The organism is Flagellimonas myxillae, from assembly GCF_023502235.1.
GTDB lineage: Bacteria > Bacteroidota > Bacteroidia > Flavobacteriales > Flavobacteriaceae > Flagellimonas > Flagellimonas myxillae.
Map to the genome: position 1 here is coordinate 200,063 of NZ_JAMFLY010000003.1, position 24,648 is coordinate 224,710.

The 24,648-nt window shown below is 43.5% G+C and carries 29 protein-coding genes; 15 read left to right on the plus strand and 14 right to left on the minus strand.

Annotated features, from left to right (window positions below; genetic code table 11):
* The first annotated feature begins 10 nt into the window (after nucleotides 1–10).
* The gene (locus M3P07_RS13585; protein ID WP_319946575.1) at nucleotides 11–1,006 is read left to right on the plus strand and encodes a Gfo/Idh/MocA family protein; all 996 of its coding nucleotides are present in this window, start codon (nucleotides 11–13) and stop codon (nucleotides 1,004–1,006) included.
* Here M3P07_RS13585 and M3P07_RS13590 read toward each other — a convergent pair.
* Nucleotides 1,003–1,440, minus strand: coding sequence for a Rieske (2Fe-2S) protein (locus M3P07_RS13590; protein ID WP_249970473.1), 438 nt, complete (start codon nucleotides 1,438–1,440; stop codon nucleotides 1,003–1,005). The two genes, M3P07_RS13585 and M3P07_RS13590, sit on opposite strands and share 4 nt — an antisense overlap.
* A 186-nt stretch (nucleotides 1,441–1,626) precedes the next feature.
* Here M3P07_RS13590 and greA point away from each other — a divergent pair, with 186 nt between their 5' ends.
* Nucleotides 1,627–2,103: a transcription elongation factor GreA gene (gene greA / locus M3P07_RS13595; protein ID WP_249970474.1), complete on the plus strand. Its 477-nt coding sequence runs from the start codon at nucleotides 1,627–1,629 to the stop codon at nucleotides 2,101–2,103.
* Nucleotides 2,104–2,178: 75 nt separating this feature from the next.
* A complete protein-coding gene (locus M3P07_RS13600; RefSeq protein WP_249970475.1) occupies nucleotides 2,179–2,571 on the plus strand; it encodes an HIT family protein in 393 nt (130 codons plus the stop codon).
* Here the strand turns inward: M3P07_RS13600 and M3P07_RS13605 are convergent.
* Together M3P07_RS13605 and M3P07_RS13610 are read right to left on the minus strand one after the other, a co-directional pair.
* Entirely contained in the window at nucleotides 2,564–2,914 is a 351-nt protein-coding gene (locus tag M3P07_RS13605; RefSeq protein ID WP_249970476.1) for a hypothetical protein, read from the minus strand. The two genes, M3P07_RS13600 and M3P07_RS13605, sit on opposite strands and share 8 nt — an antisense overlap.
* Nucleotides 2,915–2,919: 5 nt before the next feature.
* A complete protein-coding gene (locus M3P07_RS13610) occupies nucleotides 2,920–4,068 on the minus strand; it encodes a sensor histidine kinase (RefSeq protein ID WP_249970477.1) in 1,149 nt (382 codons plus the stop codon).
* 123 nt (nucleotides 4,069–4,191) lie between these two features.
* Between M3P07_RS13610 and M3P07_RS13615 the strand changes: the two genes are divergently transcribed.
* Genes M3P07_RS13615 through aat form a run of 3 tightly spaced genes read left to right on the plus strand, consistent with a single transcriptional unit; the run spans nucleotide 4,192 to nucleotide 6,647 of the window.
* The gene (locus tag M3P07_RS13615; RefSeq protein ID WP_249970478.1) at nucleotides 4,192–4,569 is read left to right on the plus strand and encodes a DUF3127 domain-containing protein; all 378 of its coding nucleotides are present in this window, start codon (nucleotides 4,192–4,194) and stop codon (nucleotides 4,567–4,569) included.
* A gap of 6 nt (nucleotides 4,570–4,575) precedes the next feature.
* A complete protein-coding gene (locus tag M3P07_RS13620; protein ID WP_249970479.1) occupies nucleotides 4,576–5,952 on the plus strand; it encodes a short-chain fatty acid transporter in 1,377 nt (458 codons plus the stop codon).
* Between the two features lie 38 nt (nucleotides 5,953–5,990).
* Nucleotides 5,991–6,647: a leucyl/phenylalanyl-tRNA--protein transferase gene (gene aat / locus M3P07_RS13625; RefSeq protein WP_249970480.1), complete on the plus strand. Its 657-nt coding sequence runs from the start codon at nucleotides 5,991–5,993 to the stop codon at nucleotides 6,645–6,647.
* Nucleotide 6,648: 1 nt separating this feature from the next.
* Here aat and M3P07_RS13630 read toward each other — a convergent pair whose 3' ends face one another.
* Complete coding sequence (locus M3P07_RS13630) at nucleotides 6,649–7,212, minus strand: DNA-3-methyladenine glycosylase I (protein WP_249970481.1); 564 nt, start codon at nucleotides 7,210–7,212, stop codon at nucleotides 6,649–6,651.
* Nucleotides 7,213–7,312: 100 nt separating this feature from the next.
* Nucleotides 7,313–7,669, minus strand: a complete 357-nt coding sequence (locus M3P07_RS13635; RefSeq protein WP_249970482.1) for a hypothetical protein — start codon at nucleotides 7,667–7,669, stop codon at nucleotides 7,313–7,315.
* Between the two features lie 216 nt (nucleotides 7,670–7,885).
* Here M3P07_RS13635 and M3P07_RS13640 point away from each other — a divergent pair, with 216 nt between their 5' ends.
* From M3P07_RS13640 to M3P07_RS13665, 6 genes are all read left to right on the plus strand, one after another.
* A complete protein-coding gene (locus M3P07_RS13640) occupies nucleotides 7,886–8,572 on the plus strand; it encodes a TetR/AcrR family transcriptional regulator (protein ID WP_249970483.1) in 687 nt (228 codons plus the stop codon).
* Nucleotides 8,565–10,232 (plus strand): peptidase domain-containing ABC transporter, encoded by a 1,668-nt coding sequence (locus M3P07_RS13645; RefSeq protein ID WP_249970484.1) that lies wholly within the window; start codon nucleotides 8,565–8,567, stop codon nucleotides 10,230–10,232. The genes M3P07_RS13640 and M3P07_RS13645 overlap by 8 nt, the downstream gene beginning before the upstream one ends.
* 2 nt (nucleotides 10,233–10,234) lie before the next feature.
* Nucleotides 10,235–11,587, plus strand: a complete 1,353-nt coding sequence (locus tag M3P07_RS13650; RefSeq protein ID WP_249970485.1) for an HlyD family secretion protein — start codon at nucleotides 10,235–10,237, stop codon at nucleotides 11,585–11,587.
* Nucleotides 11,571–12,983, plus strand: a complete 1,413-nt coding sequence (locus M3P07_RS13655) for a TolC family protein (RefSeq protein ID WP_249970486.1) — start codon at nucleotides 11,571–11,573, stop codon at nucleotides 12,981–12,983. Before M3P07_RS13650 ends, M3P07_RS13655 begins: the two co-directional genes overlap by 17 nt.
* A 9-nt stretch (nucleotides 12,984–12,992) precedes the next feature.
* Complete coding sequence (locus M3P07_RS13660; RefSeq protein WP_249970487.1) at nucleotides 12,993–13,892, plus strand: YitT family protein; 900 nt, start codon at nucleotides 12,993–12,995, stop codon at nucleotides 13,890–13,892.
* Nucleotides 13,893–14,021: 129 nt separating this feature from the next.
* On the plus strand, nucleotides 14,022–14,654 hold the full coding sequence (locus tag M3P07_RS13665) for a thioredoxin family protein (RefSeq protein WP_249970488.1): 633 nt from the start codon (nucleotides 14,022–14,024) through the stop codon (nucleotides 14,652–14,654).
* Here the strand turns inward: M3P07_RS13665 and M3P07_RS13670 are convergent.
* From M3P07_RS13670 to M3P07_RS13690, 5 genes are all read right to left on the minus strand, one after another.
* Nucleotides 14,637–15,308: an energy transducer TonB gene (locus tag M3P07_RS13670; RefSeq protein WP_319946576.1), complete on the minus strand. Its 672-nt coding sequence runs from the start codon at nucleotides 15,306–15,308 to the stop codon at nucleotides 14,637–14,639. The two genes, M3P07_RS13665 and M3P07_RS13670, sit on opposite strands and share 18 nt — an antisense overlap.
* Nucleotides 15,309–15,433: 125 nt before the next feature.
* Nucleotides 15,434–16,132, minus strand: coding sequence for a tRNA pseudouridine(55) synthase TruB (truB, locus tag M3P07_RS13675; RefSeq protein WP_249970490.1), 699 nt, complete (start codon nucleotides 16,130–16,132; stop codon nucleotides 15,434–15,436).
* A 44-nt stretch (nucleotides 16,133–16,176) separates the two neighbouring features.
* Entirely contained in the window at nucleotides 16,177–16,971 is a 795-nt protein-coding gene (locus tag M3P07_RS13680; RefSeq protein ID WP_249970491.1) for an undecaprenyl-diphosphate phosphatase, read from the minus strand.
* Nucleotide 16,972: 1 nt separating this feature from the next.
* On the minus strand, nucleotides 16,973–17,236 hold the full coding sequence (locus M3P07_RS13685; protein WP_249970492.1) for a DUF3098 domain-containing protein: 264 nt from the start codon (nucleotides 17,234–17,236) through the stop codon (nucleotides 16,973–16,975).
* A 9-nt stretch (nucleotides 17,237–17,245) separates the two neighbouring features.
* Nucleotides 17,246–18,124 carry a cell division protein FtsX gene (locus M3P07_RS13690; protein ID WP_249970493.1) on the minus strand — a complete coding sequence of 293 codons (879 nt, stop codon included), beginning with the start codon at nucleotides 18,122–18,124 and terminating at the stop codon, nucleotides 17,246–17,248.
* Nucleotides 18,125–18,212: 88 nt separating this feature from the next.
* Between M3P07_RS13690 and leuS the strand changes: the two genes are divergently transcribed.
* From leuS to M3P07_RS13705, 3 genes are all read left to right on the plus strand, one after another.
* Nucleotides 18,213–21,014 carry a leucine--tRNA ligase gene (leuS, locus tag M3P07_RS13695; RefSeq protein WP_249970791.1) on the plus strand — a complete coding sequence of 934 codons (2,802 nt, stop codon included), beginning with the start codon at nucleotides 18,213–18,215 and terminating at the stop codon, nucleotides 21,012–21,014.
* 34 nt (nucleotides 21,015–21,048) lie between these two features.
* Complete coding sequence (locus M3P07_RS13700) at nucleotides 21,049–21,303, plus strand: SemiSWEET family sugar transporter (RefSeq protein ID WP_249970494.1); 255 nt, start codon at nucleotides 21,049–21,051, stop codon at nucleotides 21,301–21,303.
* A 125-nt stretch (nucleotides 21,304–21,428) separates the two neighbouring features.
* Complete coding sequence (locus tag M3P07_RS13705; protein ID WP_249970495.1) at nucleotides 21,429–22,130, plus strand: zinc metallopeptidase; 702 nt, start codon at nucleotides 21,429–21,431, stop codon at nucleotides 22,128–22,130.
* Nucleotides 22,131–22,207: 77 nt separating this feature from the next.
* Here M3P07_RS13705 and M3P07_RS13710 read toward each other — a convergent pair whose 3' ends face one another.
* The 4 genes from M3P07_RS13710 to M3P07_RS13725 form a co-directional block, all read right to left on the minus strand.
* Complete coding sequence (locus tag M3P07_RS13710; protein ID WP_249970496.1) at nucleotides 22,208–22,726, minus strand: ferritin; 519 nt, start codon at nucleotides 22,724–22,726, stop codon at nucleotides 22,208–22,210.
* A gap of 125 nt (nucleotides 22,727–22,851) precedes the next feature.
* Nucleotides 22,852–23,172: a hypothetical protein gene (locus tag M3P07_RS13715; RefSeq protein WP_249970497.1), complete on the minus strand. Its 321-nt coding sequence runs from the start codon at nucleotides 23,170–23,172 to the stop codon at nucleotides 22,852–22,854.
* A 65-nt stretch (nucleotides 23,173–23,237) separates the two neighbouring features.
* A complete protein-coding gene (locus M3P07_RS13720; RefSeq protein WP_249970498.1) occupies nucleotides 23,238–24,158 on the minus strand; it encodes a lipid A-modifier LpxR family protein in 921 nt (306 codons plus the stop codon).
* A gap of 7 nt (nucleotides 24,159–24,165) precedes the next feature.
* Entirely contained in the window at nucleotides 24,166–24,636 is a 471-nt protein-coding gene (locus M3P07_RS13725) for an Lrp/AsnC ligand binding domain-containing protein (RefSeq protein ID WP_249970499.1), read from the minus strand.
* Nucleotides 24,637–24,648: the final 12 nt, after the last annotated feature.

The window sequence follows — 24,648 nt, forward strand, 5'->3', positions numbered from 1 at the left end:
ATTTATGCTTATGACAGAATCCCTTTCTTTTTTGGACAAAACCCCTATCCGCTGGGGTGTGATTGGATGTGGCAGCGTTGCCGAGAAGAAAAGTGTCCCTGCCTATCAAATGGTTCCAGGGTTTGAAGTTGCCATGGTAATGCGGAGGGATGCCGACAAGGTAAAGGATTACGCCGAGCGACATGGTATAGCCCACTGCAGTACCAACGCCTTGGAGGTGATACAAAATCCAGAAATTGATGCCATTTATATTGCCACCCCGCCCGATTCCCACAGGGAATATGCGCTTTTGGTTGCCGAAGCCGGAAAACCATGCTGTATAGAAAAACCTATGGCACCCACTTACAAAGAGAGCTTGGAAATTCATAACGCATTTCAAGAAAAGGGACTACCGCTTTTTATCGCCTACTATCGAAGATCTTTGCCACGGTTCAATCAGATCAAGGAATGGTTGGATGAACAAAGGATTGGGCAGGTACGCCATATCCAATGGACAAAGACAAAACCGCCAACCGAAATGGATTTAAGCGGGGCTTACAACTGGAGAACGGATGCAAAAATTGCCCCAGGAGGTTACTTTGATGACCTGGCCAGTCATGGTCTGGATTTGTTTGCTTACCTATTGGGAAATATTAAAAAAGCCCAAGGATTTACCACCAACCAACAAGGGTTGTACAGTGCCCACGATAGCGTGGTGGGGAGTTGGATTCATGAGACCGGAGTTACCGGGGACGGCGTATGGAACTTCGGCACCCATCACCGAAAAGATCAGGTGGAGATTTTGGGTTCAAACGGTAAAATCACCTTTGCGGTGCTGGATGAGGCTCCATTGGTTTTGGAAACCGCCAATGAAAGGCAAGAGCTACATGTCCCCAATCCCGAACATATCCAACAATACCATGCCCAATACATCAATGACCATCTAAGAGGACTCTCGCAACATCCTTCTTTGGGTACCTCGGGACTACATACCAGTTGGGTAATGGATCAAATCTTGGGCAACTAGTTGGAAATGGTCACTGTGTTTCCGCTTTGTGTCGCCCTATAGAAAAGCAGGTCATAATAGCGGTTACCATCGTTGGGGCGGTCCAATTGCTGGCCGGTAAAAAGACTATAGGTAAATCCTTCACAGCCGCAGGTAACATTTTGCCCATCCAAAGTCATGGTGGAGCAACTACTCGGCGCATGGTTAGGGCAGCTGGCCTCAAAAGCGAAAAATGTGTTACCCCCAGTGCGCATTACAAAAGCTCCCCGAGTACCCACACCATTGTTTCCCACATAAACAGGGTTGCCAATGGTACTCAGCCCATTGTACAAGGGCAAATTCAAGTTTAGGTCGAACCTAAAACTAACCTCCTGCAAATAGGGATTCCGGTTGGTGGGATCCGATTCACAGGATAATAGAAAAAATAACAAAAGGCAGCCCCAGAGGTACTTCATAGCACGGATTTGATAGTATTACAGCGGCAAAATTGGTCAAAAATTGCCTATATTTGCGTTAAATCCTCGCAAAAACTATGCGATACATAGTTGCAGTTGAGGATTTTTTGTATTTGTGGCGATGGAGTACATTGGGAAAATAATTTCATTTTCCCCAATGCTCTTTTGCTTTTAAAAAATGACGATATGAGCAAAGTATCTTACTATACAGCTGAGGGATTAAAGAAGTTAAGGGAGGAACTTAACCATTTAAAGGATGTGGAACGACCCAAAGCTTCGCAGGCGATTGCGGAAGCAAGGGATAAAGGGGATTTGTCGGAAAACGCGGAATACGATGCCGCCAAAGAGGCTCAAGGTCTATTGGAAATGAAAATTTCCAAGATGGAGGAGACCTTGGCCAATGCCAGATTGATTGATGAATCCCAATTGGATACCTCAAAAGTTTTAGTGTTGTCCACAGTAAAACTAAAGAACCAGACCAATGGTATGGAAATGAAATATACCTTGGTGGCGGAAAGCGAGGCAGACCTAAAATCCGGAAAAATTTCGGTAACCTCACCCATTGGGAAGGGATTGCTGGGTAAATCCGTAGGTGATGTGGCCGAAATCCAAGTGCCGAATGGAACGTTAAAGTTTGATATATTGGAAATCACACGAGAATAAAATATTTCAAAATGCCTAATTTTAATCCCGTCAATTGACGGGATTTTTTATTTCAAAACCAACAAACCCAACCTAATGCCCAGTATTTTCACCAAAATTATAAATGGGGAAATCCCCTGTTATAAAATCGCCGAGGACGAGGATAATTTTGCATTCCTGGATATTAATCCCAATGCGAAAGGTCATACGCTTTGTGTCCCCAAAAAAGAAGTGGACAGACTCTTGGATCTGGACGAGGAAAGCTACCTAAAACTTATGGCGTTTTCAAGAAAGGTGGGACAGGCTATAGAGGCCGCGGTTCCTTGTAAACGTGTGGGGATGAGCGTCATTGGCCTGGAAGTTCCCCATGTACATGTGCATTTGATTCCCCTTCAGGATATGAAAAATGCAACTTTTCAGTATAAGGAGTCATTGACTGCTGAAGCGTTTGAGCAAGTTGCGGAGCAGATCCGGGGCGCACTTAAATAAAGCCTTCCATTTTCATATAGATTCCAACTGCGACCAACCCTAAAAGCAAAATCAATAAAAAGAAGAACAGGGTGGTAAACCGCACAGATGGACTATCCGGTTGCACCAATTTATTATAGTAGTCAAAAACACGTTCTATATCCGCTGTCCAATTTACGGGATAGATAATGGAATAGCATTTTTTGCATTTTATCTCGTGGGTTACAACGTCCGTGGTCCTGTGAAAAAAGGGATTGAACGTATGTTTCTGATAGAAGGTGAGCTTTAGCTCCTGGTTAAAACATTCGGGGCAATTGTTGGTAATCTCAGCTTCTTTAATCGCAATTTGTCTTTGTTTTGCCATAGCAGTTAAACATTTGCTTTAAGTGAAATTTGCATGATCGTTCCTTCCTTGCTGGAAGTAAGCACCTTGATTTTCCCTTTGTGGTATTCTTCCACAATTCTTTTGACCAAGGATAGTCCTAGGCCCCAACCTCTTTTCTTAGAGGTCACCCCTGGGTTAAATATGTTCTGGAAATCACTTTTGGATATACCATGGCCCGTATCCGAGACCAAGACATTAACGTGGGGACCTTTGTGTTCAATTTGGATACTGATGCTCCCTTTCCCCTTCATGGCGTCAATCCCGTTTTTTACCAGATTCTCAATGCTCCAGTTATATAATGGGGGGTTCAGGAGTACCGGGAGCGTATCTATATCCGAACTGAAATCAAAGTGGATAAGTTTGGAGCTTCTTCGTTTTAGATACTGATAGGCCTTTTCGGTTTCAGAAACAATATCGTGTTCCTGCAGTTCCGGAATGGAACCTATTTTGGAAAAGCGTTCCGTAATGGTCTGCAAGCGGGTAATGTCTTTTTCAATTTCCTTGGTAACTTCTGGATTGATATCCTCCGATTTTAGCAGCTCGTTCCAACCCAATAGGGAGGTTAAGGGAGTCCCGATTTGATGCGCTGTTTCCTTGGCCATTCCGGCCCATAACTTATTTTGCTCCGAAGCTTTGTTGGTCCTAAAGAAAAAGAAAATAACCGCCCCAAATAGGAAAATGATCAGAAGCAGGGCTAATGGATAGTATTTGAGTTTGTTCAGTACTTCCGAATTTCCATAGTACAGGGTTTCCAAAAGCTCTCCTTCCTGCACAATGTGGATGGGTTCATTTTCACTTGCAAATTGCCGAATCTTTTTTTGGATATACAAGCTGTCCGAAGCTCTTTCGGGAGCTATGTTGTGCGTTTTGAAAGACCCCTCTTCATTCACCAATATCATGGGGGTTGAGGTATTGTTGCCCATTACCTTTAAGGTAAGGTTCCCCAACTCGTGATCCACAGGAGATTGTATAAACTCCAACTGGGCCGTTGCCCAAATCTCCATTTTTAGCCGTTCCTCCTCCTTGAACTTTTTAAAGAAACTGTTGGTGTTCCAAAGAATAAGGCTCACAATCACAAAGGCGGAAATCAGCAAGGTGAAGTTGGAAGCTTTGTTTTTGGGGTTGAAGTTCATGCTTAGATGGAATTCTGATTAAAGATAGGCGAAAAGTGAGAATTTGTTGATAGTTCGGTACCTCAGTTCATTTTTATTCGGAAGCATTTTGTTTATTTTTGGAGCTTATTGAAAATAGCAAATATGGAAGTTCAGGGAAGAATTAAGATGATAGATGAAACCAAAACCTACGGTAATAACGGTTTTAGGAAAAGAGAAATTGTGGTAACCACCGAAGAACAATATCCACAGCACATTTTAGTGGAATTTGTTCAGGACAAATGCGATTTACTGAACTCCTATGCTGTGGGACAACAAGTCAAAATCAGTATCAACCTTAGAGGTAGGGAATGGGTAAACCCACAAGGTGAAACCAAATATTTTAATTCTATCCAAGGATGGAGAATTGAAAACCTAGAGGCTTCGCAACCAGCTGGGGATATGCCACCTGTTCCTCCAATGGAGGCATTTGAACCTGCCGATGATATTAATGAGGAAGATCACGACGATCTGCCTTTCTAACCCATTTTGGCGCTTACCCAGGTCATAGAGCGCATTTTTAAACGGTATTTGCCCTCACCGTTCGCCATTGCCATCTTGCTGACGGTAGTCACAATGGTGCTGGCGCTTTGCTTTACAGAGAATGTTTCGGAAGGAAGTCATCTGGTGGCCATTCTTTCCTATTGGGAATCTGGGGTTTGGAACAGTGGACTCCTGGTTTTTGCCTACCAAATGATGCTCATCTTGGTTTTAGGTCATGTTTTGGTGCTCAGTAAACCCATGGAAAGGCTTATTCTTGGAATAACAAAGCTGGTAAAAACCACCTCGAGCGCCGCTGTGTTGGTGGCCTTGCCCACCATGTTGGTCTCCTTTTTCAATTGGGGACTTGGACTCATTTTTGGCGCTATTTTGGCACGAAAGGTCGGAGAGTATGCGCAAGCAAACAATATTCCCATCAACTATCCCTTGGTTGGGGCATCCGGTTATGTGGGTTTAATGGTATGGCATGGTGGAATCAGTGGTTCGGCACCCATCAAGGTTTCCGAAGCTGGGCACTTGGCCGACCTAATGCAAAACGTATCCGCCCATACAATCCTGGAACAATTACCCGAGCTGATTTCTACCTCAAGCACAGTATTTAATCCATGGAACTTGGTTTTGTTCACTTTGGTTGTGATAGCAATTTCCCTTGTCATCCATTTTCTGGGAAGGAGTGCAAAACCCACCTCCATGGACCTTAAGGAATATCGGTTTCAATCCGTTCAAAATAAAAAACTGGAGGGGGCGGAGAAACTTGATTACTCCCCTTGGGTTGCCACAGGATTTGGAATTTTGATTTTGGGAACATTTTTGATTCAGTACCTGCCTTCCCTTCGAAGTTTGAACATCACACCCAATATGCTCAATTTTTTTATGCTGGGCCTCGCTATTGTGTTGCACGGTAGTTTCAAGAGTTTTTTAACCGCAGTTGAAGAAGCTATTGGGGATACAGCTGGAATCCTCATCCAATTCCCGCTGTATTTTGGCATCATGGGCATTATGGCCAACAGCGGCATGATCAATGGAATTTCCGACTTTTTTGTTTCGGTCAGCAATGCTACGACCCTTCCCATTTTTACTTTTTTGAGTGCAGGGTTGGTCAACATTTTTGTGCCTAGTGGTGGAGGTCAGTGGGCGGTTCAAGGACCTTTGGTCTTGGAATCTGCCCTGCAGTTGGGTGTTCCCTTGCCCAAGGCGATCATGGCATTGGCTTATGGGGACCAAATTACCAATATGTTGCAACCTTTTTGGGCTTTGCCCTTGTTGGGTATCACCAAGCTAAAGGCTAAAGAAATTCTTCCTTATACCCTGGTGTTCATGGCCGTGGGGAGCATAATCTATATACTGGGATTGCTCTTGTGGTAGTCCATTTTCCGTATTTTTGAGGGAAAAAGACTGTGGAAATGGATAAAAATGACCTTCCCTTAACTTTTCTCGGGAAAAAGTTGGAGTTCCCGCCGGTGGAGTTGGCCAACGATGACGGTCTTTTGGCAGTAGGCGGCGATTTGTCCCCGGAGCGGCTGTTACTCGCTTATAAAAATGGGGTATTCCCTTGGTTCAACGAAGATGCCCTGATTCTGTGGTGGAGTCCGGACCCAAGAATGGTACTGTTTCCAAAAGAGATTAAAATTTCCAAAAGCATGCGGAAGATACTTCGCGAAAATACATTTAGCCTAACGCAAAATACCTGTTTTGACCAAGTTTTGGACCATTGTGCCAAAGTGGAACGCAAGGGACAAGACGGTACCTGGATTACCCCCGAGATGAATAAAGCTTACAAGGAGCTTTTCCATAGGGGATTGGCCAAATCCTTTGAGGTTTGGGAAGAGGGGCAACTTGTGGGCGGACTTTATGGTGTGGACTTAGGCCATGTATTTTGTGGAGAAAGCATGTTCAGTCTAAAGCCCAATGCCTCCAAATTCGCCTTTATAAAATTGGCAAGGTTGTGTTTGGAGCAAAACTATCGTTTAATAGATTGTCAGGTATATACCGAACATTTGGCAAGCCTTGGTGCAACGCCGATACCTCGTTCGAGGTTCATTCAAATATTGAAGTCTTGATTTAAACTTGTCCGTACCTAAAACAGCCTGTTTCATGATCATTGACCATCCCCGTGGCCTGCATAAACGCATAGATTACCGTGCTTCCCACAAACTTAAATCCCCGTTTTTTTAGATCCTTGCTAATTTGATCGGAAAGTGGAGTGGTCGCCGGACAATCTTTATGGGTCGCCCAGGAGTTTCGAATGGGTTTTCCATCAACAAACCCCCAGATATAGGCACTAAAACTTCCCATTTCCTTTTGAATTTCCATGAATGCCTGTGCGTTGGAAATGGCGGCATGCACCTTTAGTTTGTTGCGGATTATTCCGGGGTTTGACAATAATTCGTCAATTTTGGTTTGATTGTAGGCGGCTATCTTTTGATAATTAAACAGGTCGAAGGCCTTTCGGAAATTTTCACGTTTACGTAAAACGGTTATCCAACTTAATCCGGCCTGAAAAGTTTCCAACACCAAGAATTCAAAAAGGGTCTTATCATCTTTGACCGGCACCCCCCATTCGTTATCGTGATAGGCTTCGTACAGGGAATCCCCCTCGCACCAGCCACATCGGTGTATGTTCATGGATTGTTAGGTTTGGAATAAAGATAAGCCAAAAGCCATGCTTCCCCTTTAAAAGCAAAGGGGGAATTCGGGATTAATCTATGATGTTAAGTAAGCAGCCCTAATCCGGAATTTTGATCTCCCCGCTTTCCACTGCCCTATCGAGGTCCGTGGTAAAGGAGTTGTACACCCTAAAGAATTTTTTCCCGTTGGTTCTTCGAAAGGTCACTTGGGTTGTTTTTCCATAGGTAATGTCTGTAACAGTAACGCTTTCATTGATCAAGGTGGACATGTTGGCGATTCCACCTCGTTTGATAATAAAATTCTTTCGAGGCACATCCACATGCTTGTAGTGGGCCGCTGAAGGTTCTCCCAAAATCAATTGGTCGCCTATCTGGACGCGATCAACAGCCATGTCCTGGGCTTGGATCAAGCCGATGGAGCATAGACAGACCATTGCAATAAACATTTGTTTCATTATCGTCAAAAATTAGTTGTGTACTAAAAATACGGCAACTTCATGAAAAAACCTAGTGTTTATGGGGTTCCGCAAGGAAAAAAGCTTGCTTTTTACTGGTTGCAAAGTAATAAAAATCCAGAAAATAACTTAAACACTTTCGTTAAAGAGTGTTAAACTATCATATATTGATAGTAATACTATTATTTTTGAATTGAAATCAAACTGAATTGAGCTATGGAAAGGCTAATGAAATCAATTAGAATTGGAATCAATGACAAAATATTTCTGAAGGACCCAGATTCATCCGACTTGGGAAAGCGGATTGTGAAACAAAGCATTTTGATGATCGATGAGATGGGATTTGAAAGCTTCACCTTTAGAAAACTTGGGGCACAGATTGGGTCCAACGAAAGTTCCATCTATCGATATTTTGAGAACAAGCACAAATTACTGCTCTACCTTGCCTCTTGGTATTGGGGATGGTTGGAGTATAAAATGGTCTTTGCTACCAACGCCATACCCGATCCTAACGAAAAGTTACAAACGGCAATCAATGTCTTGACCCAAACCGTAAAGGAAGACGATTCTTTTTCCCACGTCAACGAAGTGCTTCTCAACAAAATTGTGATTAACGAATATTCAAAATCCTATTTGACCAAGGAGGTTGATCAAGAAAACAAAGAAGGATATTTTGAGATTTATAAAAGGCTCGTCAATAGACTTGGAGAAATGATTGTGGCCGTAAACAAGGATTATCCATATCCGGCAAGTTTGGCCAGTTCGGTTTTGGAAGGCGCCCTGCACCAATATTTTTTAACGGAACACTTTCCAAAATTAACGGACTGCAATGAATCTGTTAGCCCGACCCAATTCTTTACTGATTTAGTACTTAGAACTTTAACCTACAACAACGATGGCTGAAATGGTAATGACCGCTTGGCAACGTCTTATGGGCTTGCTGGCATTGGATAGGAAAGATATCCTTCAAATATTTTATTACGCGATTTTTGCCGGGGTGGTTAATCTGTCCCTTCCCCTGGGCATTCAGGCGATTATTAACCTTATACAGGGTGCACAGGTGAGCACCTCATGGATAGTTTTGGTCGTCCTGGTAACCTTAGGAGTGGCTTTTGCCGGTACTTTGCAGTTGATGCAAATGCGGATCATAGAAAATGTCCAGCAAAAGATATTTACGCGTTCCTCATTCGAATTTGCCTACCGATTTCCCAAAATCAAGATGAATGAGTTACGCAACTATTATCCACCCGAGTTGGCGAATAGATTTTTTGATACCCTAACAGTTCAAAAAGGACTTTCTAAAGTTCTAATAGATTTTCCCGCTGCCTTTTTGCAGATTGTTTTTGGGCTGTTGTTGCTCTCTTTTTACCACCCTTTTTTCATTCTATATGGGCTTTTACTGGTGTTGTTGATCTATGTGGTTTTTAAATTCACGGCCCAGCGAGGGCTCGAAACGAGCCTGGATGAATCCAAGAACAAATACAAGGTGGCCCATTGGATTCAGGAGATTGCCCGATCTCTGGTGAGTTTCAAGCTATCCGGAAAAACCAGTCATGCAGTGGACAAGAACGACACTCTGGTAGCGGATTATTTAGATGCCAGGGAGGGGCATTTTAGGGTATTGGTGTTACAGTTTATCCAGATGATCGGCTTTAAGGTTTTGGTCACAGCTGGATTATTGTTGATAGGGGGGTTGCTGGTCCTCAATCAGGAAATGAACATTGGCCAATTTGTTGCGGCAGAAATTATCATTATTCTGGTAATCAGTTCCGTGGAAAAAATGATCCTCGGTCTTGAAACATTTTATGACCTACTCACCTCCTTGGAAAAATTGGGTCAAGTAGTGGACAAAAAGCTGGAGCCCCAAACCGGGGAAAAGCCATTTGCCAAAAACCAGGGCTTTACAGTAGAATTAGAGGATGTTACCTACAACGTTCCCGATCGTGACAAAAAGGTAGTGGACGAGGTTTCGCTAACCATTACCCCCACTTGTACCATTTTACTAAAAGGAACCAGTGGCTCTGGGAAGACTACGCTCTTGCGCCTAATAGCAGGAATCTTGGAACCCGATCAAGGAAAGGTATTTGTGAACAATGTGGCCCTTCAAGGGATGAACCTCAATCACTATCGCTCACACCTTGGGCAATCCCTAAGCGAGGAAAGCCCATTCGAGGGAACACTTTTAAACAACATAACCTTCGGAGATGAAACCATAGACCAAGAGGATGTGTATTGGGCCTTGGAAAAAACAGGGCTAACGGAATTTGTAAAGGAGCAACCCCAGGGCTTGAAAACAGTTATTTATCCGGAAGGAAGGCAAATACCCTATACCATTTCCAAAAAGATTGTACTGGCACGAAGTGTAGTCCGTAGACCAAAATTGTTGGTATTGAAAGACCCGTTGGACCAGTTTGGAGAGGCCGAGGCCGAACAGATCATGGACTTTTTAACAGCCCCTAATAACGGATGGGCCTTGGTGATCGTAAGTGAAAACCCAAAATGGGCAGAGCGCTGCAATCGAATCATTACCATGGAAAAAGGAAAATTAATCAACGAAGAATAGTCGTGTTAAATATATCGCCCAATAAATTGAACCAAAAAGTGGATTTGAGCAGTTACAAGGCTGCCCAAAAGGTTTTTGGAAGAAGGCATAACAAGCATTTCAACCGCTTGTTGGCGATTTTTTCCATAATCGTTTTGATTTCCATGTTCCTGCCGTGGACACAAACCATTTCCGGCAAGGGATATCTCACCACCCTTAAGCCGGATCAACGTCCCCAAACTATCCAATCGCCCATACCTGGACGGATTGAAAAATGGTATGTAAAGGAAGGGGACTTTGCAAAAAAAGGGGACACCATACTTCATATTTCAGAAATCAAGAGTGAGTATTTTGACCCCAATCTGGTTGCACGGACCGGCAAACAAATCCAGGCCAAAACAATGGCTGTAAATTCCTATCAGGAAAAGGTCAAGGCGCTCAATCGTCAAATCGAGGCCCTTAAAACGGAGCGACAATTGAAACTAAAACAGGCCAAAAATAAATTGGTGCAATCCAAGCTAAAAGTGAAGAGCGATAGCATAGATTTAGAAGCGGCCAAGACCAATATTACCATTGCGGAGCGCCAATATGACCGGACAGCCCAGTTGGAAAAAGAAGGCTTGAAAGCCGTTACCGATGTAGAGACAAAAAGGCTGAAACTGCAAGAGACCCAGGCCAAATTGGTATCACAGGAAAATAAGCTGTTGACCAGCAAAAACGAGGTCATTAATACCGAAATGGAAATCAACAGGGTACAAGCCGAATACACGGATAAAATCTCTAAAGCAAGGAGTGATATGCTCACTGCACAGTCCAGCCAATTTGATTCTGAAGCCCAAGTGACCAAGCTCGAAAACCAATACACCAATTACGAAATCCGCAATAGCCTAATGTACATTCGAGCGCCTCAGAGCGGTTTTATCAACAAGGCCTTGCAATCTGGAATTGGGGAGACCTTTAAAGAGGGTGACCGATTGGTTGGGATTATGCCTGCCAAATATGATATGGCGGTGGAGACATTCGTTGAGCCTATTGATCTTCCGTTGATCCATGTTGGCGAAAAAGTGCGAATTCAGTTCGATGGTTGGCCGGCCATTGTATTTAACGGTTGGCCCAATGTCTCTTTTGGAACCTTTGGAGGCAAAGTTGTGGCCATAGAGACCTTTATCAGTGACAATGGAAAATATAGGGTCTTGCTCGCTCCGGATGAGGAAGATGGGGCTTGGCCCAAAGCGCTTCGTGTGGGATCCGGCGCCAATACCATTGCCCTGTTAAACGATGTTCCCATATGGTTTGAACTTTGGAGACAACTCAATGGGTTCCCCCCAAACTATTATCAACCTGAAAACCAAATGGCAGATGTTGGTAAAAAGTAAAACAGTACTTTGTGTTTTTGCCTTCTTTGTTTTTTGTGCTGTGCTCCCCGCCCAGGACAACAACATGGTGCTCCATTTTCAAGAGTATCTTGGATATGTAAAAAAGTACCACCCCATTGCCAGGCAGGCCCAACTGAATATTGCAATGGGGGAAGCCAATTTGATGAAGGCCAGGGGAGGTTTTGACCCCAAAATTGAAGTGGATTATGATCGGAAGCAATTCAAGGGGACTGAATATTGGGATCGTCTAAACACCACCTTCAAAATTCCCACTTGGTTTGGGTTGGAACTCAAAGGAAATTATGCACAGAACCAAGGTGATTTTATCAATCCAGAGGAGACCGTACCTACGGATGGGCTTTATAGTGCCGGGGTTTCCATGTCTTTGGGTCAAGGTTTTTGGATCAATGAACGGATGGCCACCTTACGAAAGGCAAAGTATTTTAGGGAGCAGTCCAAGGCGGATCAGGACTTATTGGTAAACGGAGTGTTGTACAAGGCATCTTTGGCCTATTTTGATTGGCTGAGAGCCTATTTGGACTATAAAGTATATGAGGATTTTGTGCAGAATGCGCAAGTTCGTCTGGAAGGGATAAAACAAAGAGCGAATGCCGGGGATATTGCAGTAATAGATACCGTCGAGGCCAAGATTAATTTTCAGAATCGAATTTTGGGAAGGGAACAGGCCAAGGTAAGACTGATGAAATCCTCGTTGAATCTCTCCAATTTCTTATGGATCGATGAGGTGCCCGTAGAATTACAGCCTGAAGTTGTTCCCGATATTGAGGTTGGATCAAAAATAGATGTAACCCTACAGATTGAAGGGCAGGGATTGGACAGTCTTATCCTGGAAAATCATCCAAAAATGCAATCGCTTGGTTATAAAATTGATGGCCTGAAAGTGGACAAGCGTTTGAAGGCCAATAAATTGCTTCCCAAGCTGGATGTGGAGTACAATTTTCTAACAGAAACGCCGGAATTGATCAATTCCTTTGTAACTGATGAGTTTAAAGGAGGGGTAACCTTTAGACTTCCCTTATTTTTACGAAAAGAACGGGGAGATTTAAAATTGGCGAAGTTCAAACTCAAGGACATGCAGTTTGAAAGGGATAATGCCCAAGTGGAGATATTCAACAAAATTACCGCCTTGTACCGCGAGCTGGATTCCTATGCCGTTCAAAACCAGCTCATCATGGATATTGTGACCAATTATGGAAGCCTTCTCAATGCCGAGGAAAGGAAGTTTTCGTTAGGCGAAAGCTCCGTGTTCCTAATCAATTCCAGGGAAAGCAAACTTATTGATGCCAGACTGAAACAAAATGAGGTCCAGAATAAGTTTTATTATACAAAGGCTAAACTTTTTAAGAGTTTGGCCATTAATCCAATAAACCTTTAACCCAAACAAATGGCACAAACAAAAGGAATATTAAACCCCACTGCCGTCCAAACGAATACAAAGCGGGTGCTAAAGGATGCCTTTTTTATTGTTATAGGAATTTTTGCAGCTGCTTTTGGTTTGGAAAGTTTCCTGTTGCCCAACACCTTTATCGATGGAGGTGTTACGGGGATTTCACTTTTAATTTCTGAAGTGACCAAAACGCCGCTATGGATATTCATTGTATTGATCAACCTGCCTTTTATTTTCATGGCATACAAGGTTGTCGGAAAGCAGTTTGCCATAAAAACGGCCATAGCCATTTTGGGCTTGGCATTTACCTTGTTGATCATCGAATTTCCCGAAGTTACCCAAGACAAGTTATTGGTGGCAGTTTTTGGTGGATTCTTTCTTGGCGCGGGGATAGGATTGTCCATAAGAGGGGGAAGTGTATTGGACGGGACCGAGGTGCTGGCCATTTTTCTGAGCAAAAAGTGGGGCGTCAAAATTGGGGATATCATTATTCTCATCAATGGGCTCATATTTTTGGCTGCGGCTTATTTACTTTCCATAGAATCTGCCCTGTACTCCATGCTTACCTATCTGGCTGCATCCAAAACCTTGGATTTTGTTGTGGAAGGCATTGAGGAATACACTGGGGTTACCATCATCTCTAAAAAAAGCGAGGAGATCAGAAGGATGATCGTTGAAAAAATGGGAAGAGGATTGACCATTTATGAAGCCAAAGGGGGCTATGGCAATCTTGGGGAGCAAAATGAATACGACGTAATCTATACTGTAATCACGCGCTTGGAAATTCGGAAACTCCATATCGAAATTGACAAAATAGACAGTTCGGCCTTTGTGGTTATGAGCAGTATCAATGATACCAAGGGAGGGATGGTCAAGAAGAGATACCTGAATTCGTAATGGACACTACGTTTCTTCTGATTTTTATGACGCTGTATGTCCCCTTGTAAGTTTTAGGGGCAAGTTCCAACCAATGACAAATATCAGATTTATTGCCGCTTAGGTAAGCTAGCTTTGTAAAAAATGGAAATGGCAACAGTATTGAACGAAATTCAGGAGGAAAGATTACCGTTGGTGATGAACGGAATTGGGAAAGGAATCAGTTACCAAGAGTACCGTGAAATGGTGCATCAATTGGCACAACAGAGGCAAACAACAGGTCCCGAGCAATTGGAGTCATTGATCAACTATACGGAACTCAATGATCGTCGTATGAACCGTTGGGACAAGACCTTGAAGATTCCTGCCGATCTCCAAGAACGAATCGCCCAAATTGGAACCAAGGTCACTTTTTTGGTCTTGACTGAAAGTTGGTGTGGGGATGCCGCTCCAAGCTTGCCGGTTATCAACAAAATTGTGGAACTAAACCCCAATTTTGAACTCAAGATTGTACTAAGGGATGAGAATCTGGATCTTATGGACCTATTCTTGACCAACGAATCCCGATCAATTCCGAAGGTCATTATGATGGAAAGGGAAAACCAACAGTTAATTGGGGAGTGGGGTCCAAGACCAAGTATTGCCACCCAAATGGTGGAGGATTACAAGAAAGAACACGGAAAATTGACCACGGAGTTCAAGCAGGACCTTCAGATGTGGTACAACAAGGACAAAGGGCAAAACACCCTTCGTGATATTATAGAGTTACTTCCCTTGGAATAGATAGGTAATGGTACCTATTTGCGAATTTTTGGTGTCTGGGCTAAACCTTGCTTTTAGGGCATATGTAATGGCATTTTCAATTAAGCAGTAGTTGTTCGTACCCGAACTTTTATCGTTGAAATCAGCTTCGGTCACGTAACCGTTGCTGTCCACTTTGATATTGATGACCACTTTTCCCCCTTCAATACAGGTGTAAATGGGCGGAGGTAAGGAATAGGCATTACGTTCTACCAAAGAAAAGGAGATGGACGTTCTTCGGTCCTTCAAGAAGTTTGTAAATTCTTCCTTTTGAGCTTCCCGCTCTCCCAACTGTTGCTTTTTCTCTTCCCTTTTGGCAGCCAATTCTTTGAGTTGGTTCGCATAATCGCTATTGGATTCTGAAAATTCCCCTTCCTCACTGTTTAAGGCCCTTTCTTCCATGAGTTCGTCCAAAGTCTTCAAGGGTTCAGGATTGCCAATGGTGGGTTTTGCAGTTTCGTTCAGGGCCATGTGGCTTTTGATGGGGTCGTTGTTCATCAACTCCTCCAAGCGTTCCTCTTCTTCTTTCAGCAGTTCCTCGATATCCTCATCGTCCAGACTCATTTCAATAACATATTCTTCCTCTTTAACCCCGCCCAGATGTATGTTGTAGAGCAACAACACAATTATGGTCATGGAGAAGAACGTTATTAAAAATGATAACTGGCTCCTATTTAGGTTCATGGTGCTATTATAACCTCTTTTTTCCAAAATTATTTTGCGTCAAATGCGGGCTTTGCCCCAGATTTGGTCCTGGAATGCTACCCTATTTTGCCTAGACTTTCTTTAAAAGTCGCTGGCGTTACCGCATTATTTACGTTAAAATCGCCTATTTTGGTTCTTCTAAGGGAGGATAAATGGGCTCCGGACTTCAAGGCTTTACCAAAATCGTGAGCCAAGGAGCGAATATAGGTGCCTTTACTGCAAACCACCCTAAAATGCACTATGGGAAGATTGATTTGGGTGATTTCGAAGGTGTGGATTTCCACTTTTCTTGATTTTATTTCAACCTGCTTGCCTTCCCGGGCGAACTCGTAGAGCCTTTTTCCGTCTTTTTTTAAGGCTGAAAAAACAGGGGGAACCTGTTCTATACTGCCCTTGAACTGCGACCTAGTCTCCTGGATCAGTTCTTCGCTGAGGTGTTCCGTGGGATAGTTTTCGTCAATTTCGGTCTCCAGATCATAGGAAGGGGTAGTTGCCCCAAGCGTAAATGTCCCGGTATATTCTTTGACCTGACCTTGGAGCTCGGGAATTTTTTTGGTGAATTTTCCAGTGCAGATGATGAGCAAGCCTGTGGCCAAGGGATCGAGCGTCCCAGCATGGCCAATTTTGATTTTTTTGAGATCAAATTTCTTGCGAATGGCCCACTTCAATGCATTCACGGCCTGAAAGGAACTCCATTCCAAGGGTTTGTCGATCAGCAAAATTTGACCGTTCAAAAAATCGTCTTTCGTTTTCAATTCCCGCGGGGTTTGGTGCTAAAGGTAAGAATCCATCCGAAATGCTACCCCCAAATGCTCCAGGCAATGGCCACTAGCCCGATAACCAGACAGTATATGGCAAAATAGGTAAGCTTACTCTGTCGGACCAATTTGATCATCCATGTACAAGCAGCGAGACCGGCGATAAAGGCGGCCACAAAACCAGCGCCCATGGCAATGGCTTGGTCCCCGACAAAATCGATATCCCCGCTTAAAAGGTCCTTCGCCATTTTTCCCAAAATCAAGGGAACGACCATTAAAAAGGAAAACCGGGCCGACTTACTCTTGTCAACACCCAAAAGCACTGCCGCTGAAATCGTGGCGCCACTACGCGAAATCCCAGGCAAAATAGCTACGGCCTGGGCCATTCCAATAACAAATGCGCTTCGATACGATACGCCTTTGTCCGTAGTCTTGGCCAAATCTGCCAGATACAAGAGAATTGCGGTGATCAATAGCATAATCCCCACAATGATGATGGCACCATCAAAGAACACTTCTAACAAATCCTCCAGAAAGAACCCTACAAGGGCCGCGGGTATCATCGAAATAATGATTTTTAATGAAAACTGGGTTTCCTCATTCCATTTAAATTGGAAAAGACCGCTCAAAATTTCCCAAACATCTTTTCGGAAAACGACAATGGTACTTAGAGCAGTTGCAAAATGGAGCACCACGGTAAACAACAAGCTTTCTTCGGGAAGCGACTCCGCTCCGAGAATGGCTTTTCCCAATTCCAAATGTCCGCTAGATGATACAGGTAAAAATTCGGTGAGTCCTTGAATAATTCCAAGGATGATCGCGTCAATGAGCTCCAAACTAATTTTTGTTTTTGTTAGGGTTCAACAAAATGGCATAGACCTGTATTCCAAGACCAATGAGCACTAAAGTTGGTGCTAATCGAATTCTTCTAAAACTGTAAATATCCGGATTAAAAACGTTGGGGTCATCGCTACCACCTCCGCTCATCAGAATAAATCCGAGGGCAATGAAGGCCAATCCAATAAATAAGAATATGTAGTTCTTCCTTTGGAAGACAAATAGTCCTTTCGGGTTTGCAACCTGCTTATTTTTCTTACTCATGCTGTAAAGTTAATAATAAAGATCATCTGTTCTCAAATTCAAAAATCTTTGGGTGGCGATATGGGTACTGCCCCACGAAATAACAACCCCCAATCCAAAAACACCGGCGAACAGAAGAACAAGAATTAGAACGTCCTGGAAAATTCCAAGCTCAGGGAAATTGGAGTTAACGTAGTATAGGACCACGCCCAGCGCAATTAGGGCGATGGTGGCACCTATCATTCCCAAGCGTATGTTTTGCCAAATAAAGGGCCTGCGAATAAATTTTTTGGTAGCACCCACCATTTGCATGGTCTTGATAATAAATCGCTTGGAGTAAATGGAAAGGCGTATGGAACTGTTGATCAACAAAACCGCAATTGCAGCAAACACCACACTGGCCACCAAAATCCATAATCCGATTTTTCGGGCATTGTCATTGAGCAAGGAGATCAACGGTTGATCGTAACTTACTTCTTCCACATAGGTTTTGGCCGTAATGTCGGCGGCAATTTCTTCAATTTGCTTGGGCGAAACAAAATTGGCCTTAAGGTTTACATCTATGGCGTTTTTTAATGGATTGTACCCCAAAAACTCCACGAAATTCTCCCCGATATCCTCACTGTATTGCTCAGCGGCGTCCTCTTTGGATACATAATTGGCAGTTTTGGTATAATCGGCCAAAGCCAAACTTTTTTGGAGCTGTTCAATTTCCACCGGCTTGGCGTTGTCCTTCAAAAAAACAGAAATGGTGATCTGTTCCTTAAAATGGTCGGCCAACTTTTTGGTGTTCAAGACCAAAAGGCCCAAAACCCCTACCAAGAAAAGCACAAGTGCAATGCTCAAAACCACCGAAAAGTAAGATGAAATTAGCCTCCTACGCTGATATCGTTCAATATATTGGCTCATACGGGAAAATCAGTACGTAAAAATAGAAAAGTAAATCGTAATTAGGGGATTAAAGCTATTTTTGCAATTCGAAAATGACGGAAAGACCATGAATTACGATTTCAGGGAGATAGAAGCCAAATGGCAAAAGTACTGGGCCAAAAACCAAACGTTTAAAGCCACCAACAATTCCGAGAAACCCAAGTTTTATGTTTTGGACATGTTTCCATACCCGTCTGGGGCTGGATTGCATGTTGGACATCCATTGGGCTATATTGCCAGTGATATTTACGCACGGTACAAAAGGCACAAAGGGTTTAACGTGCTACATCCTATGGGCTACGATTCCTTTGGTCTACCTGCTGAACAATATGCCATCCAGACCGGGCAGCATCCGGCCATAACCACCGAAGCTAACATTAAGAGGTACCGGGAGCAATTGGACCAGCTTGGTTTTTCTTTTGACTGGAGCCGGGAAGTACGTACTTCCAATCCAAAATATTATAAGTGGACACAGTGGGTCTTTATCCAGCTCTTCAATTCTTGGTACAACAAAAAATCGGATAAGGCCGAGGATATTTCTACCTTGACTTCCAATTTTGAAAAAGCGGGAAACAGCGAAGTGGAAGCTGTCTGCGATGAGGATACCCCAACATTTAGTGCAGCGGAATGGGCAAGTTTTTCCGATCGCACCAAACAAGAAATTCTTTTAAAATATAGATTGACCTATTTGGCGGATACCGAAGTAAACTGGTGCCCTGCCTTAGGGACGGTTTTGGCCAATGATGAAATTGTAAATGGGGTTTCGGAACGTGGAGGCCATCCGGTGATTCGGAAAAAAATGACCCAATGGAGCATGCGGATAACAGCCTATGCGCAGCGTTTGTTGGATGGTTTGGATACTATTGATTGGCCACAGCCGCTCAAGGATTCCCAGACCAATTGGATTGGGCGTTCGGAAGGTGCGCATGTTGAGTTCAATATCCAGGATTCAGCATTCAAAATCCCTGTGTTTACTACCCGCCCTGATACTATTTTTGGTACTAGTTTTATGACCCTGGCCCCGGAGCATGAGTTGGTGGAAAAAATCACCACTCCAGAGCAAAAGGAAGCCGTGGAAGCCTATGTGGAGGCCACCGCCAAACGTTCCGAGCGGGACAGAATGGCCGATGTAAAAACCATTTCCGGAGTGTTCACCGGAGCTTACGCTGAACACCCTTTTACCAAAGCCCCCATTCCTATTTGGATAGGGGATTACGTCTTGGCTTCCTATGGGACAGGGGCTGTTATGGCGGTACCTTGCGGAGATCAAAGGGACTATGACTTTGCCATGCATTATAATATTCCTATCCCCAACATTTTTGAGGGAGTCGATATTTCGGAAGAGGCGTTTGCCGACAAGGCCAATACCATAATTGCCAACTCCGACTTTTTAAATGGCCTGAATTTTAAAGAGGCCACCCGTAAGGTAATCGATGAGTTGGAAAAGATTGGACAAGGCCAGGGAAAAATAAACTACCGCCTTCGAGATGCTGTGTTTAGCCGCCAACGGTATTGGGGAGAGCCATTTCCTGTATACTATGTGGATGGGATGCCCCAGATGATTGCAGATGAACATTTGCCTTTGGAACTTCCCGAAGTGGAAAAATACCTTCCCACCGAAACGGGAGATCCGCCCTTGGGCAATGCTACGGATTGGGCATGGGATACAAAGCAAAGTGCAGTGGTCAATAATCAATTGATCAATAATGATACGATTTTCCCGCTAGAGCTGAATACCATGCCAGGTTGGGCCGGGAGCTCGCAGTATTTCAATCGCTATATGGATCCTGGGAATACCGAAGCCATTTATTCGGAAGAAGCCATTGGCTATTGGCAAGACGTGGACCTCTATATAGGGGGGAGCGAACATGCGACTGGACACTTATTGTATTCCCGTTTTTGGCAGCAGTTCTTGTTTGATAAAGGGATTGCTCCTAAAAAGGAATATGCCAAAAAGCTCATCAACCAAGGAATGATTACTGGGACAAGTGCTTTTGTTTATAAAGACATGGATTCCAATAAGGTTTATTCAAAAGGTTTAAAGGAAGGGAAAAATGTAATTCCAATCCATGCGGATGTTTCCTTGGTCAATGCGTCTGACGAACTGGATGTCGAAGCCTTCAAAAAATGGCAATCGGATTATAAGGATGCAGAGTTTGTGCTAGAAGAAGGGAAGTACATTGTGGGCCGGGAGATTGAAAAAATGTCCAAGTCCAAGTATAATGTTGTCAACCCGGATAATATTTGTGAAGAGTACGGTGCTGATTCCTTGCGCCTGTACGAAATGTTCCTAGGGCCATTGGAACAGTCCAAACCTTGGAACACTGCTGGGATAACAGGGGTTCATTCCTTCTTGAAAAAGCTTTGGAAGCTGTATGCGTCCATGGAAGATGGTGTGGAACCGACTGCGGAAAACCTCAAAACCCTACATAAGACCATCAAAAAAGTGGAGGAGGATATTGAAAACTTTTCATTCAATACTTCAGTGTCCACATTCATGATCTGTGTGAACGAGCTAACGGCGCAAAAATGCAAAAGCAAGGCTATATTGGAACCATTGGCTATCTTGGTGTCGCCCTATGCCCCGCACATTGCCGAGGAGCTATGGGAGAAACTGGGCCATGGTGAATCCATCTCCACGGTAACGTTTCCAATTTTTGAAGGGAAATATTTGGTGGAAAACAGCAAGGAATATCCAATTTCCTTTAATGGTAAAATGAGGTTTAAACTGGAGCTGCCTTTGGACATGGGCAAGGATGAAATTGAAGCTGCTGTAATGGCCCATGAGAAAACCCAGGCACAACTCAATGGTCGCGAGCCCAAAAAAGTGATCGTGGTGCCCGGTAAAATTGTGAATATAGTGGGATAGCCTTTTGGGGCGGCCCATTTTCAAATAACCAACTATGAATACCATTGAAATAGTTGGGTTGGTTGCCGCCACCCTAACCACAAGTTCCTTTGTGCCGCAAGTATACAAAACCTGGAAATCCAAGTCCACAAAAGATATTTCCTTCACCATGTATTCCGCATTCTTTGTGGGAACCATGCTTTGGTTGTACTACGGCATCCACCACGAAAGTCTGGCGATTATTCTGGCCAATGCGATTACAGGTGTCTTGGTATTGTGGATGTTGGCACTGAAAATTAGGCACAAGTAGGGCAAGTTGGGCTCTATATGCATCAACTGGATATGTACATTTTGTCAGGAAACGGCCCTTGTGGGATATTGGCCGGGTTTTTGCTTTGGAGTTGGTATCTTTATGATAGATAAAAACTAAAAACTATGATGACATACTATATATTAATCGGTGGAATTGCTTTAGTCAGTTGGATTGTAAGCAGCCGATTAAAAAGCAAGTTTAAGCAGTACTCCAAGGTACATCTTCGAAATGGGATGAGTGGGGCTGAAATTGCCCAAAAAATGTTGGATGACCACGGTATTCGTGATGTAAAGGTTATTTCCACAGCCGGAATGCTAACTGATCACTATAACCCAAAAAATAAGACCGTCAACTTAAGTGAAGCGGTTTACAGTCAAAGGAATGCAGCGGCCGCTGCTGTTGCGGCCCATGAAGTGGGACATGCAGTACAGCATGCACAGGCGTATGAATGGTTGACCATGCGATCCAAATTGGTCCCAGTGGTCAGTGTGACCTCAGGAATGTCCACATGGATTGTTTTTGGTGGAATTGCCCTAATGGCAGCCACTGGAGCAGCTGAGGGAATCGGATTCTATATAGCCGTAGCTGGTTTGGTAATGATGGGAATGGCCACCATTTTTAGCTTTATCACTTTGCCTGTGGAATATGATGCCAGTAACCGTGCGCTAGCTTGGTTAAAACAAAAGAACATGGTAAGCCAGCAGGAGTATGCTGGGGCCGAAGATGCCTTAAAGTGGGCGGCAAGAACTTATTTGGTAGCGGCCTTGGGTGCCTTGGCATCCTTGGTATATTGGGCCTTCCAAGTATTTGGAGGAAGGGATTAAGCATTTCCCAATAAACGAAATAAAAAACGGAGCCAATTGGCTCCGTTTCTTTTCTTGGCGGATTATCTAGTTGTTAGTTAGTTGATCCAGTTTCCTACATGGTCATCAATAAGCTGAAGGCCAACTCCCTCGGTTCCGGTTACAGAAATCATATCCAGAATGTCACGAATGGTGTTTTCTTCCTCTACCTGCTCCAATACAAACCAATCCAAAAAGCGCTCGGTGGTTAAATCGCCCAGTTCGCGAGCCTTCATTACAATTTGGTGTATGGATTTGGTCACTGCGATCTCATGGTCCAATGTATGCTCAAAAACATCCACAATCGAAGAATAATCGTGGTTGATATTGGTTACTTCCGGAGAAAGGGGACTTCCTCCCACGTCAATTAAAAAGTTGAATATTTTCATCATGTGTTCCCGTTCTTCCTCCGATTGTTTGAAGAAAAACTTGGCACTCGTAAAAAAGCCATTTTGTTCGCACCATGAGGCCATTGCCAGATAGGTGGCAGAGGCATTTGCCTCCATTTTTATCTGACCGTTGAGCATATCCATGGATTCCACTTTAATGCTCATCGCTTGTCTTGCTATATCTTTCATTGGATTGTATTACTAGTTGAATTACCGGGTTTACCGGCAACATAAAAGTACGAATATTAACCCTGGATTCCGGGTAAGTTCCTTATTTATAAGGAGTTTTAGATTGAATAAAAATAAGGGAGGGCTTAAACGTGAAGGGCCGTCGCATTAACCGAGATGCCCAAACGCACAAACCCCTGCTCCACAAGGGATTTCAAATCCAACACTTCCAAAGTATTTAAAATGAACAGGTGTTCCTTGTTGCAAAGCTGCAAAAGTTCAAAACCATGTTTGTTGAGGTCGCTATCAAAGTGATGTTCGATAGGGATGGAAAGCACCTTGTGCCTTAGGGCCAAGAGTTGGCAGAAAGACATACGCACGGTTTTCTGCACAAAGTCTATATAAAAGCACCTTTCCTTTTCAGATTGGTATAAGGTATAATATGTGGATTGGTATACGACCTTCATGAAGGGCCAAAAATAATGTTTATTTAGATTGAATACAAATACTGAGCTTCCATTCATCTGGTTGCCTACCAACTTCTTCCATAGGCAAGAACAATATGGGCATGCGATTTTGAGCTTGGTGTTTCTGGTGAATTGTACCGTATTCCAAATCTGTAGTCGTGTACCCCAAACCGATGGTTAAAATCAAATCCTAAGCGCAATAATGAGTTTTTGGGGACGCCTAAGACTGGAGAATTATCCCCAAAAAGATTGCCTTCTATCAATCCGTTATAAAAGACCTGCCTGTAGGCAAATCGCAAAGCAAAATAGATTTCCTTTTTGCCACTTCCCAATCTATTGTATGCGATACTATTTTCCATGGGGTTTCGTCTTCCAAAGTGAAAAATAGCCTCCGCATCTGTATAGATGTCCCTAGAGCCAAGGGCAAATTTGGGTCGAACGGCAAAACGTACACCAAACGGATTTGGCGCCAGTTTCCATTCCTTGGTATAGGTGAGATATAAGTTGGCATGAAAACTATCTTCCAACTCATCGGTCCAAATTGGGGAATCCGATATGGCAATGGCCTTATGGTACCACCGCTGTAAACCTCCGGCACCAGAACTTGGCCCTGCTATGCCCAGCAAGGATTCCACTTCCAAAAGCTGCTTGTCCTGACTTGTAGACCATGTTAGCCAAATGCCTGAAAGTCCGGCATATGGCCTATCAAAAACATTGGTGTTTGTAGATTGGGTTTGGGATGGCGTATACACTTCCTGCCCAATTTTATAACCAAGCTGCTCCTTTGCCCCGAATACGCCCCTCTCCAGTTTTCTTTGATACGCAACAAACAGCCCTGAAGAATAATAGCGATCTGTCAAAGCAAAAAAATCATTGTCATGTCGCAACTGCAACTGATGACTGTAGAGTTTGGCATCATTACTTTGTTGTGATTGGACTAGATAGGGCAGTAGCCCCAACAAAAGGAGGGTAAGGGAGAACTTCATTAATGTGTTAAATGGAAATCTGTCTGTCGATTTGTTGATTCAGGGAAATAAACGTTTCTGTTCGGGATACACCATCAATTTGTTGGATCCTTTTATTAAGGACATGCATAAGATGTTCGTTGTCCTTGCACAATACTTTAATGAGAATGGACCAATTTCCTGTGGTATAGTGGCATTCCAGAACTTCGGGAATTTTCTCAAGCTCTTTAACCGCTTGGGGGTTGGACATGGCCTTGTCCAAAAAGATTCCAATATAGGCCATGGTGGTATAACCCAAAACCTTTGGATTGATCACAAACTTGGAGCCAGACAGAAGTCCCGACCCCTCCAGTTTTCGGAGTCGCTGATGAATGGCCGCTCCAGAAATACCAATGCTTCGTGCAATTTCCAGAATTGGTTTTCGTGCATCGCTCATCAAAAATCTTAGGATTTTTTTGTCGATACCGTCAATCTTAACCGAATTGTTCGAGTTTTTCATCTATAGCTTCTT

Excerpts from the sequence above, each read along its gene's own strand:
- M3P07_RS13635 (WP_249970482.1), bottom strand. The coding sequence starts at position 7,669 with ATGAAACAAATGTTTATTGCAATGGTCTGTCTATGCTCCATCGGCTTG.
- M3P07_RS13590 (WP_249970473.1), bottom strand. The coding sequence starts at position 1,440 with ATGAAGTACCTCTGGGGCTGCCTTTTGTTATTTTTTCTATTATCCTGT.
- M3P07_RS13720 (WP_249970498.1), bottom strand. The coding sequence starts at position 24,158 with ATGAAGTTCTCCCTTACCCTCCTTTTGTTGGGGCTACTGCCCTATCTA.
- M3P07_RS13690 (WP_249970493.1), bottom strand. The coding sequence starts at position 18,124 with ATGAGCCAATATATTGAACGATATCAGCGTAGGAGGCTAATTTCATCT.
- aat (WP_249970480.1), top strand. The coding sequence starts at position 5,991 with ATGGATAAAAATGACCTTCCCTTAACTTTTCTCGGGAAAAAGTTGGAG.
- M3P07_RS13670 (WP_319946576.1), bottom strand. The coding sequence starts at position 15,308 with ATGACCATAATTGTGTTGTTGCTCTACAACATACATCTGGGCGGGGTT.
- M3P07_RS13705 (WP_249970495.1), top strand. The coding sequence starts at position 21,429 with ATGATGACATACTATATATTAATCGGTGGAATTGCTTTAGTCAGTTGG.
- M3P07_RS13645 (WP_249970484.1), top strand. The coding sequence starts at position 8,565 with ATGGCTGAAATGGTAATGACCGCTTGGCAACGTCTTATGGGCTTGCTG.
- M3P07_RS13665 (WP_249970488.1), top strand. The coding sequence starts at position 14,022 with ATGGCAACAGTATTGAACGAAATTCAGGAGGAAAGATTACCGTTGGTG.
- M3P07_RS13685 (WP_249970492.1), bottom strand. The coding sequence starts at position 17,236 with ATGAGTAAGAAAAATAAGCAGGTTGCAAACCCGAAAGGACTATTTGTC.
- M3P07_RS13655 (WP_249970486.1), top strand. The coding sequence starts at position 11,571 with ATGTTGGTAAAAAGTAAAACAGTACTTTGTGTTTTTGCCTTCTTTGTT.
- M3P07_RS13630 (WP_249970481.1), bottom strand. The coding sequence starts at position 7,212 with ATGAACATACACCGATGTGGCTGGTGCGAGGGGGATTCCCTGTACGAA.
- M3P07_RS13725 (WP_249970499.1), bottom strand. The coding sequence starts at position 24,636 with ATGAAAAACTCGAACAATTCGGTTAAGATTGACGGTATCGACAAAAAA.
- M3P07_RS13710 (WP_249970496.1), bottom strand. The coding sequence starts at position 22,726 with ATGAAAGATATAGCAAGACAAGCGATGAGCATTAAAGTGGAATCCATG.
- M3P07_RS13605 (WP_249970476.1), bottom strand. The coding sequence starts at position 2,914 with ATGGCAAAACAAAGACAAATTGCGATTAAAGAAGCTGAGATTACCAAC.
- M3P07_RS13640 (WP_249970483.1), top strand. The coding sequence starts at position 7,886 with ATGGAAAGGCTAATGAAATCAATTAGAATTGGAATCAATGACAAAATA.
- M3P07_RS13715 (WP_249970497.1), bottom strand. The coding sequence starts at position 23,172 with ATGAAGGTCGTATACCAATCCACATATTATACCTTATACCAATCTGAA.
- M3P07_RS13615 (WP_249970478.1), top strand. The coding sequence starts at position 4,192 with ATGGAAGTTCAGGGAAGAATTAAGATGATAGATGAAACCAAAACCTAC.
- M3P07_RS13660 (WP_249970487.1), top strand. The coding sequence starts at position 12,993 with ATGGCACAAACAAAAGGAATATTAAACCCCACTGCCGTCCAAACGAAT.
- M3P07_RS13600 (WP_249970475.1), top strand. The coding sequence starts at position 2,179 with ATGCCCAGTATTTTCACCAAAATTATAAATGGGGAAATCCCCTGTTAT.
- leuS (WP_249970791.1), top strand. The coding sequence starts at position 18,213 with ATGAATTACGATTTCAGGGAGATAGAAGCCAAATGGCAAAAGTACTGG.
- M3P07_RS13610 (WP_249970477.1), bottom strand. The coding sequence starts at position 4,068 with ATGAACTTCAACCCCAAAAACAAAGCTTCCAACTTCACCTTGCTGATT.
- M3P07_RS13700 (WP_249970494.1), top strand. The coding sequence starts at position 21,049 with ATGAATACCATTGAAATAGTTGGGTTGGTTGCCGCCACCCTAACCACA.
- M3P07_RS13585 (WP_319946575.1), top strand. The coding sequence starts at position 11 with ATGACAGAATCCCTTTCTTTTTTGGACAAAACCCCTATCCGCTGGGGT.
- greA (WP_249970474.1), top strand. The coding sequence starts at position 1,627 with ATGAGCAAAGTATCTTACTATACAGCTGAGGGATTAAAGAAGTTAAGG.